Below are 10,330 nucleotides of genomic sequence, written 5' to 3'. Positions count from 1 at the left end.
AGGGTCGGCGCGAATGAAATGAGCGGCGGGGTGGGGTGAAGGTCTCTCCACGCAGACACTGCCCGCGTTGAGAGATCACCCCACCCCGTCTCACATTGCGCTGCGCTTCATGTGAGCCGACCCTCCCCCTCCAGGGGAGGGTGCTTCTTCCTCAATCGAACAGGCTCACTCAATCGAACAGGCTCGGCGTGTGGTTCACCACCGCGCCTTCGATCTGCAGCATCTTCAGCTTGGTGACCACGCCGCCATTGGCCGAGAAGCCGCCCGGCTTGTTGCCGGCCGCCAGCACCCGGTGGCAGGGCACCACGATCGGGCACGGGTTGCGGCCCAGGGCCTGGCCGACGTCGCGCGACAGTTCGACGCCGCCGAGCTGCTTGGCGATGTCGCCATAGGTCATGGTCTTGCCCGGCGGGATCTTGCGCGCGATGTCGTAGACGCCGCGGTTGAACTCCGGCACGCCGTCGAGATCGAGCACGATGTCGGCGAGGTCGTTCGGCTTGCCGGCGAGCAGCTCGATCATGCCGTCGATCGCGTGTTGCACCTCCGCCGGCGGGGCCGCCTCGGTGACCTCGCCGTTGCGCTGAAAGATCCGCTTGCGGGTCTTCTCCTCGCTGCCCATCGGCAGCTGCACGCCGGTGACGCCGTGCTCGCCCCAGACGATGCCGCAGGCGCCGATCATGGTCTCGAAGATTGCATAATGCTGGCCGGTCATGGCTCGCTCCAGATGTTCCTTCATATATTCATTCGGCTCATATCTTTGAGCCTGCTGTTGATCTGAAATCTAGGCTTGGAGAATGTTGCTATCCACCCGAATTCCGTGGGAACTTCGGCTAAATCAACAACATCTCCTCCCCTCCGCGAGCCTTAAAATGCACAGCCTCCACGTCAACGGTTTCGACATGCCCTATCTCGATATCGGAGAGGGCCCGCCGCTGGTCTGCGTGCATGGCTCGCTATGCGATTTCCGGATCTGGTCGGCGGTGCTTGGCCCGATGACGCGCCACCATCGCGTCATCGCGGTCAGCCTGCGGCATTTCTTCCCGGCGCATTGGGACGGCGTTGGCGACACCTATTCGATCGCGCAGCATGTCGACGACGTGATCGCCTTCATCGAGGCCTTCGATACCAAACCGGTCGACCTGATGGGGCATTCCCGCGGCGGCCACATCTGCTTCCGCGCCGCGCAGCGGCGGCCGGACCTGCTGCGCAAGCTGGTCCTCGCCGAGCCCGGCGGCGAGCTCGACGAGAGCCTCGATCCGGATTTCAAGCCCGGCCCCTCGCCGCTGGCAGCGCGCTTCGCGGCGTGTGCGGCGGAAATTGCCAAGGGCGACATCGACGGCGGCCTGCAGGTCTTCATGGACGCGCTCGAGGGCCCCGGCGCCTGGAAGCGGATTCCTGCGACCTCCAAGCAGCTGCTCCGCGACAATGCGACCACGCTGATCGGCCAGACCCGCGACCAGCGCCCGCCCTTCTCGAAGGCCGATGCGGAGGCGATCAAGACGCCGACGCTGTTCATCGGCGGCGCCAACACCAAGGGCATGCTGCCGAAGGTGCTGCACGCCCTTGCCGCCAATGTAAGGGGTTCGCGCACCGAGATGATCCCGGGCACAACGCATCCGATGTTCGAGCAGGCCCCGCAGCGTTATTGCGAGATCGTGCTGGAGTTTCTCTCCGCATAGCAGGTGCACCTCTCCCCTTGTGGGAGGGGTCGGATCGCATGCAGCGGAGCGGAGTGCGATCCGGGTGAGGGGTCTGTCTCCGCGGAGAGAACCCCTCACCCGGCGCGATGCCGCTACGCTCTATCGCGCCACCCTCTCCCACAAGGGGAGAGGGTGCACCGTCCGCGCCGCGAGAGTACTCCTCACACCTTCCACGCACCGACCGGCTGCCGCACGGCGACGTTCAACCGATTCCAGACATTGATCGCCGCAATGCCGAGCACCAGCGACGCGAGCTGCTGCTCATCGAAATGCTTAGCAGCCTCGTCCCACACCGCGTCCGTCACCGGGTCCTCGCGGTCGCTGAGCCGGGTCACCGCTTCCGTCAGCGCCAGCGCGGCGCGCTCGGCGTCGGTGAAATAGGGCGTGTCGCGCCAGGCGCCGACCGCGAACAACCGCTCATCGGTCTCGCCGGCGCGCCGGGCGAGCTTCGGGTGCATGTCGACGCAGACGCTGCAGCCATTGATCTGGCTGGCGCGCAGATGGACCAGTTCGAGCAGCTTTTCCGGCAGCGCCGGCTTGGTGCTCTCGCTGAGCGCCTGCAGCGCCTTCATGGCATCGGGAACAACCATCACCGGGTGGTTCATGCGGGCTTTCATCATATCGCTCTCCTGGTTTGCCTTTTGACGTCGCCGCGCCGATCTGCTGTCACATCGGCCGGCCTTCGTTCGTCTTACCCATGACGGAGCGGACCAAGGGAATGTGACCGATGGACGAGAAGAAATTTCTGGCCGAACAGTTCGAGGCCAACCGGCCGCGCCTGCGGGCGGTGGCCTATCGCATGCTGGGCTCGACCGCAGAGGTCGACGATGCCGTGCAGGAGGCTTGGCTGCGGCTTGGCCGCACCGATGCCGCTACGGTCGACAATCTCGGCGGATGGCTGACCACGGTGATCGCGCGGATCTGCCTCGACATGCTGCGCTCGCGCAAATCGCGCCGCGAGGAGCCGATCGGTCCGCACGTGCCGGAGCCGATCGCGGACAATCCATCGGAGCGCGAGACCGAGATGGCTGACTCCGTCGGCGCGGCGCTGCTGGTGGTGCTGGAAACGCTGGCGCCGGCCGAGCGGCTCGCGTTCGTGCTGCACGACATGTTCGCGGTGCCGTTCGAGGAGATCGCGCCGATCGTCGGACGCACGCCGGCCGCCGCGCGGCAACTCGCCAGCCGTGCGCGGCGCCGCGTGCAGGGCGCGCCGCCGGCGCCGGATGCCGATCTCGGCCGGCAGCGCGGCATCGTCGAGGCCTTCCTCGCGGCGTCCCGCAATGGCGATTTCGAGGGGCTGCTCGCCGTGCTCGCGCCCGACGTCGTGGTGCGCGCCGATCAGGCGGCGCAGCGGCTCGGCTCGCTGCCGGTGATCCGCGGCGCCACGGCTGTGGCCGAAAGCTTCAAGGGGCGGGCGCAGGCGGCGAAGCCGGCACTGGTCGACGGCGAGATCGGCGTCGCCGTCATTTTCGGTGGCAAGCTGCGCGTCGTGCTGCGGGTCACGATTTCAGGCGACCGGATCGCGGCGATCGATGCGACCGCCGATGCCGCGGAGATCGAAACCTTCGATGTCGAGGTGCTCGACCGCAACTGACGCGGCTGGAGGCAGGCAAACCGCGATGCTAGTGTCTCCCTGCATTCATGCAGGGAGGACAATTATGAAACTATCGATCAAATTGCTTGCGTCGGCCGGCGTGCTCTCGCTCGCCCTCGCCTCGTCCTCAGCCCTTGCCGCCGCGGATGAAAAGCTGCGCGCGGCCGCCGAGCAGGCCCAGCCGGCCGTGATCGAAAGCCTGCACGACATGGTACTGATCGAGTCAGGCTCGAGCGATGTCGAAGGCCTGAAGAAGATGGCCGACTACACCGAAGCGCGGCTGAAGGCGCTCGGCGCCAAGACCGAGCGGCGCAAGACCACGAAGGGCGCCGGCGCCGACATGGTGATCGGCACCTTCGAAGGCACCGGCAGCAAGAAGCTGATGCTGATCGCGCATATGGACACGGTCTATGAGCACGGCATCCTCGACACCCAGCCCTACAAGGTCGACGGCAACAGGATCTACGGACCCGGCATCGCTGACGACAAAGGCGGCATCGCCGTCATCCTGCATTCCCTCAAGATCCTGAACGATGCGGACTGGCGCGACTACGCCAAGCTCACCGTGTCGTTCAATCCGGATGAGGAGGTCGGCTCGATCGGCTCCGGCGAGACCATCGCCGAGCTCGCCGACCAGCACGACGTGGTGCTGTCCTGCGAGCCGACGGTGGCGCCGCCGGTCGCCAAGAACGAAAGCCTGCTGCTCGGCGCCAGTGGCACCGCGACCGGCACGCTGGATGTGAAGGGCAAGGCCTCGCATGCCGGCGCCGCGCCGCAGCTCGGCCGCAACGCGCTGATCGAGCTCGCGCATCAATTGCTGCAGACCCAGGACGTCGCGAAATCGATTCCGGGCACGCAGCTGAACTGGACCACCGCGAAGGCCGGCACCGTGCGCAACCAGATTCCCGATCACGCCTCTGCCGGCGCCGACATCCGCCTCACCATTCCAGACGGCGTGCAAAAGCTGCAAGCCGCGCTCGACGACAAGGTGAAGGACAGACTGATCCCGGACACCGAAGTGAGCGTGAAGGTCGTTGCAGGCCGCCCGCCCTTCGTCGCTGACGATCGCGGCCGCGCGCTCGCCAAGCAGGGACAGGCGATCTATGCCGAGTTCGACCGCACGCTGGATATCGCCGAGATGACCGGCGGCGCCACCGACGCCGGCTACGCCGCGCGCAGCGGCAAGGCGGTCGTGGTCGAAAGCTTCGGCCTCGCCGGCTGGGGCTATCACGCCCGCGACGAATACATCGACACCAACTCGATCGTGCCGCGGCTCTATCTGATGACACGGCTGCTGATGGATCTGGGCAAGGCGAAGTAGCCGACCGTCACATACGGGAGGCCGTTGCCAAAATATCGAAAACAACCCCATGCAAAGCAGCCGGTGGCTGGCGTTCGACCGGCTGCTTGACGCTTCGCTGAGCGATTGCGGCTGGCTGATCACCGGAACTGATGCCAACGCTGGAGCTGCTCAGATCTCATAAAAATGACGATCTATCAATTGCTTAGCTCCGTCGCAAACTGGAGCCTTGACCGCTCGCACAACCGGCAGTAGCTTTCATTTCGAACACGGAATTCCGTATTCCAAATTGGACTGTCGGCATGATCCCGTTGGACCCGCTTCCGAACCTCATCGACCAGGTCTACGGGCGGCTGCTCGAGGCGATCATCGACCGCACGCTGCTGCCCGGCCAGCGCATTACCCAGAACGAACTTGCGGAAAAGCTCGGCGTCTCGCGCCAGCCGATCTCGCACGCGCTGCATCTGTTGCATCGTCAGGGCCTGGTCGCGGAAAGCGGCAAGCGCGGCTTCGAAGTGACGCAGCTCGATCCGCAGCGCATCCGCGAGCTCTATGAAGTGCGCGGCGCCATCGACGCGCTGGCGGCGCGGCTTGCCGCAACGCGCGTGAAAGCGGATGCCGCAGCACGTGCGCAGCTCGGAAGCGCGCTCGAAGCCGGACGCACGATCGACGACAACGCACCGCTGGCGCGCCTGATCGCGCTCGATGTCGACTTCCACAGCGCGATCTACCGGCTCGCCGGCAATTCCGCGATCGAGGAAATGATCGCGCCGCAATGGCCGCATATGCGCCGCTCGATGGCGACCGTGCTCGCCGAACTCGATTACCGCGACAGCGCCTGGACCGAACACGAGACCATCGCCGCGCATATTCTTTCCGGCAATGCGGATGCTGCGGAGGCCGCAGCGCTGGCGCATGCGCAGACGGCGGGGCGGATGACGGAAGAGAAGCTGAGGGCAATCGACGTGGCGGCGTGAGCAAACAAGCGCAGCCATAAGAGACAAGATAACAACAGGAGGAAAGCACCATGAAACTGACCCAAGAGCAGGTCGAATTCTTCCACCGCGAAGGCTGGCTGTTCCTGCCCGAGCTGTTCAGCCAGGAAGAGGTCGATTTCCTCGCGCGCGAAGCCGTCTCGATCTATGACGCCAACCGCCCCGAAGTGTGGCGCGAGAAGAGCGGTGCGCCGCGCACTGCATTCGCCGCGCATCTCTATAACGAGGCGTTCGGCACGCTCGGCGCGCACCCGCGCATGATCGACCCGATCGAACAGCTGTTCGGTGAGAAGGTCTACATGCACCAGTTCAAGATCAATGCGAAGGCGGCCTTCACCGGCGACGTCTGGCAGTGGCATCAGGATTACGGCACCTGGAAGCGTGACGACGGCATGCCGGAGCCGCGCGCGATGAACATCGCGATCTTCCTCGACGAGGTGATGCCGATCAACGGTCCGTTGATGCTGGTGCCGCAGAGCCAGACCGCGGGCGATCTGAAGGCGTCGCACGATCTCGAAACCACGTCTTACCCGCTGTGGACGCTGGACGAGGAGACGGTCACCCGGCTCGTCAAGCAAGGCGGCATCGTCGCCCCGACCGGCAAGCCTGGCGGCATGCTGATGTTCCACGGCAATCTGGTGCACGGATCGAGCGGTAACATCACGCCCTACCCGCGCAAGATCGTCTATTTGACGCTGAACGCGGTCTCGAACTACATCCGCACCCCGACGCGGCCCGACTACATCGCGCACCGCGACTTCACGCCGATCCAGACCGTCGCCGACGACGCTCTGCTGCGCCTCGCCCGCGCGCCGCGGCAGGCGGCGGAGTAGCACGCAATTGTCATTCCGGGGCTCGCGAAGCGAGAGCCCGGAATCCATTGGACCGCACATTCGTAGTACGATGGATTCTCAGATGTGCAATTGCACATCCTAGCTCGCGACTTCGTCGCGCCCCGGAATGACGAATTCTGAATAGTCGCGCGCCCCGCGCGTCTGCAGCATTGGTAACCAGCATCATGAACCTGCACCACCTCCTCAAAACCCGCGCCGCCGCCGGCAAGCCGGTGCGCGTCGTCCTGATCGGTGCCGGAAAATTCGGCTCGATGTTCCTGTCGCAGGTGCCGCACACGCCGGGGCTCGAGGTGCCCGTGATCGTCGATCTCGACCGCGATCGCGCCCGCGAGGCGTGCCGCACGGTCGGCTGGGACGAGGCGCGGATCGGCGCGACCACCTTCACCGACGACGGCGCGCGCGCGATCGCCGGCGGCGCGTTCGATGTCGTGGTGGAAGCGACCGGCAATCCGGCCGTCGGCATCCGCCATGCCCGCGCGGCAATCGCCGCCGGCAAGCATGTCGTGATGGTCAATGTCGAGGCCGACGTGCTGGCCGGCCCGCTGCTCGCGGAAGAGGCGCGCAAGGCCGGCGTGGTCTATTCGCTCGCCTATGGCGACCAGCCGGCGCTGACCGCGGAGATGGTCGACTGGGCGTGCGCCACGGGCTTTCGCGTCGTCGCCGCCGGCAAGGGCACGAAATATCTACCGGCCTATCACGACGTGACGCCGGAAGGCGTGTGGCAGCATTACGGGCTCACCGCGGGCGAGGCTCAATCCGCCGGCATGAATCCGCAGATGTTCAACTCCTTCCTCGACGGCACCAAATCCGCGATCGAGATGGCGGCGATCGCCAATGCCTGCACGCTCGACGTGCCGTCGGAGGGATTGCTGTTTCCGCCCTGCGGCGTCGACGATCTGCCGCATGTGATGCGGCCGCGCGAGGCGGGCGGCGTGCTGGAGAAATCCGGTATCGTCGAAGTGGTGTCGTCGTTGGAGCGCGACGGCCGTCCCGTGTTTCGCGACCTGCGCTGGGGCGTCTATGTGGTGCTGGAGGCGCCGAACGATTACGCGGCCGACTGCTTCAGGCAGTATGGGCTCAAGACCGATGCGTCCGGGCGCTATGCGGCGATGTACAAGCCCTATCATCTGATCGGGCTCGAGCTGAACATCTCGGTGCTGTCGGCCGCGCTGCGCAACGAACCGACCGGGCAGCCGCGCGGCTTCCGCGGCGACGTCGCATCGGTGGCGAAGCGCAATCTGCGCGCCGGCGAGATGTTGGACGGCGAAGGCGGCTACACGGTGTGGGGCAAACTGATGCCCGCCTCCGCCAGCCTCGCCGCCGGTGCGTTACCGATCGGGCTCGCGCATCGGGTCAAGCTGAAGAACGACGTCGCCCATGGCGCCGTGGTACGCTGGACCGATGTCGAGGTCGACGAACGCAACGACACGATCAAGACCCGCAAGGCGATGGAGCAGGCGTTTTCGCGCTAGCGCTCGCTTTCACTCAGCTCTTCACCTCTCCCCGCTCTTTTGCGGGGAGAGGTCGGATCGCATCGCAGATGCGATCCGGGTGAGGGGCGATGCATACGGCTCAACAAGCAGCGAAGTGCTCGCCGGATAGAAGCCCTCACCCCAACCCTCTCCCCGCAAGAGCGGGGCGAGGGAGCCGATAGAGCAATGCTCGGCGCATCACGGCAACAACCGGCTTGCCTTCGCCAGCTTGAACCACTTCCGGAACATCACCTCGGTATCCATCATCTCGGTGAAGCCGGCCTGGTTGATCTTCACCGTCGACACGATCGAGGGCGGACCGGATTCAGTCTGCCCGTAGCGCATGCTGTAATCGGCATACTGGAACGACAGGCCGACGAACTCTTCCAGACCCGGCGCGATCAGATCGTGCTTCCTGCGCAGCTCGTCCCAGGCCGCATTCCATTGCGGCCAGGTCTGCGCCAGCGAGAGCGGCACATGCCGGCCCGGCGTCATCTCGAGCGCATCAGCGACCGCCGGCCAGATATTCTCCCAGGTGAAGACGTCGCCATTGGTGACGTTGAAAGCTTCGTTGCGCGCGGCCTCGGTGTCGCCCGACCAGGCGATCGCGCGCGCCAACAGATCGACGTCGACGGCCTGCGCGACGCGCGGCGCGCCGCCGGGATAGTCGAGCGGCCTGCCCTGCTCGCGCAGCACCGCCGCATAGACGCCGAGCGGCGGAATCAGGTCCATCGCCCCGCCCATGGCTTCACCGATGATCAGCACCGGACGCAGGATGCTCCAGTGCCAGCCATTGCCGCGCTGCAGCTCGCGCAGGAAATTCTCCTGCGCCCAATAGAAATTCGGCTGCTCGTACATTTCCGAGCGGCCCTCGCGCGCCGGCACCACGAGCGGCCGGACATGCACGCCATAGGCCTTGGTGCCCTGCAGCAGCGCGACATGCTTGAGATCAGGCGCGACCGGCTCGAGCACACCCATCAAATTGCGCAGCATCCGGTCGTTGGTCTCGATCTGCCCGGCGTCGCGCAGCCATCGACCAGGCTGGGCGCCTCATAGAGCGCGGCATAGATCAGATGGGTTGCGCCGCCGAGCTCGGCCGCCGCGCGGCGGCAATCCTCGGCATTGGTCAGGTCGATTCGCACATGCTGCGCGCCGTAGAGCTCGCGCGGCTTGCGGCGCGACAGCGCGATGCGCTCGCAATCGTCGGATGCGCCGAAGTGTCGCAAGGCGGCGTTGCCGACGAGGCCGGTCGCGCCGGCGACCACGACTTTCTTGTTGGCCATGTCCTTGAACTCCCATCAACTCACCCGCCCTGCGTAGCAGATCGCGACGGAGCCGGCAGCCATCGCCGCGGGTATCGGATGAGACCAACAGCAGATCTTCCTTCGCAGCTGCAACGAAGCCAGGCGCTTGATTTCCGCCGGTAAACCATCATCCTGACCGCCGGAACCGGAAGCCCGGATTTCCCGCACAAGAGCCCGTCGAGGGCCATCGAACACACTCATCACAGCAACGTCGATCGATCGGCGAAGAAAGACGGCACCAAGATCGTTCCCCTTGTCGAGGCATCGGCACACAGGAGGGCTACGCATGAAGCGTCGTGATTTCTTGAAGGCAGGCGGCGTTGGGCTCGCCGCGACGGCGGTCGCTGCACCCGCGGTCGCGCAATCGATGCCCGAGGTCAGGTGGCGGCTCGCGGCAAGCTGGCCGAAGGCACTCGATACGCTCTATGGCGGCTGCGAATTCTTCTGCAAGCGCGTCGCCGAAATCACCGACAACCGATTCCAGATCCAGTCGTTCGCCGCCGGCGAGATCGTGCCCGGCCTGCAGGTGCTCGACGCCGTCTCCAACGGCACGGTCGAGATGGGCAACACCGCGCTGTATTATTACTGGGGCAAGAATCCCGCCTTCACCTTCGGCACGTCGCTGCCATTCGGCCTCAACACGCGCCAGCACATTTCCTGGCTGCAATGGGGCGGCGGCAGCGAGCTGATCAACAATTTGCTCGGCGAATACAACTGCGTCGGCATTCCGACCGGCTCGACCGGCGCCCAGATGGGCGGCTGGTTCCGGAAGGAGATCAAGTCGATGGCGGATTTGCAGGGGCTGAAATTCCGCGTCGGCGGCTTCGCCGGCACCATCATCGCCAAGGTCGGCGGCGTACCGCAGCAGATCGCCGGCGGCGACATCTACCCGGCGCTGGAGAAAGGCACCATCGACGCCGCCGAATGGGTCGGGCCGTATGACGACGAGAAGCTCGGCTTCGTCAAGGTCGCGAAGTTCTACTACTACCCCGGCTGGTGGGAAGGCACCGGCCAGGGCCACAACGTGATGAACAAGGACAAGTGGAACGCGCTGCCGAAGCATTATCAGGCCGCGATCCAGGCCGCGTCCGAAGACACCTTCACCTGGGTG

General features: G+C 65.5%; 11 protein-coding genes (1 of these 11 only partly in view). 7 read left to right on the top strand and 4 right to left on the bottom strand.

Going from position 1 to position 10,330, the window contains the following annotated elements; translation table 11 throughout:
- Positions 1–169: 169 nt before the first annotated feature.
- On the bottom strand, positions 170–712 hold the full coding sequence (locus AKN84_RS38640) for a methylated-DNA--[protein]-cysteine S-methyltransferase (protein ID WP_050425635.1): 543 nt from the start codon (positions 710–712) through the stop codon (positions 170–172).
- 157 nt (positions 713–869) lie between these two features.
- On the opposite strand from AKN84_RS38640, the gene AKN84_RS38635 reads away from it, so the two are divergent.
- Positions 870–1,679 (top strand): alpha/beta fold hydrolase, encoded by an 810-nt coding sequence (locus AKN84_RS38635; RefSeq protein WP_050425633.1) that lies wholly within the window; start codon positions 870–872, stop codon positions 1,677–1,679.
- 182 nt (positions 1,680–1,861) lie between these two features.
- Here AKN84_RS38635 and AKN84_RS38630 read toward each other — a convergent pair whose 3' ends face one another.
- Positions 1,862–2,317: a carboxymuconolactone decarboxylase family protein gene (locus AKN84_RS38630; protein WP_050425634.1), complete on the bottom strand. Its 456-nt coding sequence runs from the start codon at positions 2,315–2,317 to the stop codon at positions 1,862–1,864.
- A 110-nt stretch (positions 2,318–2,427) separates the two neighbouring features.
- Between AKN84_RS38630 and AKN84_RS38625 the strand changes: the two genes are divergently transcribed.
- The 5 genes from AKN84_RS38625 to AKN84_RS38605 all read left to right on the top strand — a co-directional run bounded on the left by AKN84_RS38625 (position 2,428) and on the right by AKN84_RS38605 (position 7,915).
- On the top strand, positions 2,428–3,294 hold the full coding sequence (locus AKN84_RS38625; RefSeq protein ID WP_050425632.1) for a sigma-70 family RNA polymerase sigma factor: 867 nt from the start codon (positions 2,428–2,430) through the stop codon (positions 3,292–3,294).
- 64 nt (positions 3,295–3,358) lie between these two features.
- On the top strand, positions 3,359–4,615 hold the full coding sequence (locus AKN84_RS38620) for a M20/M25/M40 family metallo-hydrolase (RefSeq protein ID WP_050425631.1): 1,257 nt from the start codon (positions 3,359–3,361) through the stop codon (positions 4,613–4,615).
- Positions 4,616–4,896: 281 nt separating this feature from the next.
- Positions 4,897–5,571 (top strand): GntR family transcriptional regulator, encoded by a 675-nt coding sequence (locus AKN84_RS38615; RefSeq protein ID WP_050425630.1) that lies wholly within the window; start codon positions 4,897–4,899, stop codon positions 5,569–5,571.
- Positions 5,572–5,621: 50 nt separating this feature from the next.
- A complete protein-coding gene (locus AKN84_RS38610; protein ID WP_050425629.1) occupies positions 5,622–6,422 on the top strand; it encodes a phytanoyl-CoA dioxygenase family protein in 801 nt (266 codons plus the stop codon).
- Between the two features lie 185 nt (positions 6,423–6,607).
- Positions 6,608–7,915: an NAD(P)H-dependent oxidoreductase gene (locus AKN84_RS38605; RefSeq protein WP_050425628.1), complete on the top strand. Its 1,308-nt coding sequence runs from the start codon at positions 6,608–6,610 to the stop codon at positions 7,913–7,915.
- Positions 7,916–8,113: 198 nt separating this feature from the next.
- On the opposite strand, the gene AKN84_RS38600 is transcribed toward AKN84_RS38605, so the two are convergent.
- Both AKN84_RS38600 and AKN84_RS49595 read right to left on the bottom strand, forming a co-directional pair.
- Positions 8,114–8,908 carry a Rossmann-fold NAD(P)-binding domain-containing protein gene (locus AKN84_RS38600; RefSeq protein WP_244485711.1) on the bottom strand — a complete coding sequence of 265 codons (795 nt, stop codon included), beginning with the start codon at positions 8,906–8,908 and terminating at the stop codon, positions 8,114–8,116.
- Complete coding sequence (locus AKN84_RS49595) at positions 8,893–9,198, bottom strand: NAD-dependent epimerase/dehydratase family protein (RefSeq protein WP_244485710.1); 306 nt, start codon at positions 9,196–9,198, stop codon at positions 8,893–8,895. Before AKN84_RS49595 ends, AKN84_RS38600 begins: the two co-directional genes overlap by 16 nt.
- A gap of 307 nt (positions 9,199–9,505) precedes the next feature.
- On the opposite strand from AKN84_RS49595, the gene AKN84_RS38595 reads away from it, so the two are divergent.
- Positions 9,506–10,330 carry the 5' portion of a TRAP transporter substrate-binding protein gene (locus AKN84_RS38595; RefSeq protein WP_050425627.1) on the top strand. Its footprint extends 264 nt past the window's final position, so only the first 825 of its 1,089 coding nucleotides appear in the window; the start codon lies at positions 9,506–9,508; its stop codon lies off the right edge, out of view.

The organism is Bradyrhizobium tropiciagri, from assembly GCF_001189845.1.
Classification (GTDB): Bacteria; Pseudomonadota; Alphaproteobacteria; order Rhizobiales; family Xanthobacteraceae; genus Bradyrhizobium; species Bradyrhizobium tropiciagri.
Note: the sequence above shows the minus strand (reverse complement) of the source record. Positions and strands in the feature narration are given on the sequence as shown.

What these genes read in the sequence shown, in the direction of transcription:
- AKN84_RS38640 (WP_050425635.1), bottom strand. Translation starts at nt 712, where the DNA reads ATGACCGGCCAGCATTATGCAATCTTCGAGACCATGATCGGCGCCTGC.
- AKN84_RS38635 (WP_050425633.1), top strand. Translation starts at nt 870, where the DNA reads ATGCACAGCCTCCACGTCAACGGTTTCGACATGCCCTATCTCGATATC.
- AKN84_RS38630 (WP_050425634.1), bottom strand. Translation starts at nt 2,317, where the DNA reads ATGAAAGCCCGCATGAACCACCCGGTGATGGTTGTTCCCGATGCCATG.
- AKN84_RS38625 (WP_050425632.1), top strand. Translation starts at nt 2,428, where the DNA reads ATGGACGAGAAGAAATTTCTGGCCGAACAGTTCGAGGCCAACCGGCCG.
- AKN84_RS38620 (WP_050425631.1), top strand. Translation starts at nt 3,359, where the DNA reads ATGAAACTATCGATCAAATTGCTTGCGTCGGCCGGCGTGCTCTCGCTC.
- AKN84_RS38615 (WP_050425630.1), top strand. Translation starts at nt 4,897, where the DNA reads ATGATCCCGTTGGACCCGCTTCCGAACCTCATCGACCAGGTCTACGGG.
- AKN84_RS38610 (WP_050425629.1), top strand. Translation starts at nt 5,622, where the DNA reads ATGAAACTGACCCAAGAGCAGGTCGAATTCTTCCACCGCGAAGGCTGG.
- AKN84_RS38605 (WP_050425628.1), top strand. Translation starts at nt 6,608, where the DNA reads ATGAACCTGCACCACCTCCTCAAAACCCGCGCCGCCGCCGGCAAGCCG.
- AKN84_RS38600 (WP_244485711.1), bottom strand. Translation starts at nt 8,908, where the DNA reads ATGCTGCGCAATTTGATGGGTGTGCTCGAGCCGGTCGCGCCTGATCTC.
- AKN84_RS49595 (WP_244485710.1), bottom strand. Translation starts at nt 9,198, where the DNA reads ATGGCCAACAAGAAAGTCGTGGTCGCCGGCGCGACCGGCCTCGTCGGC.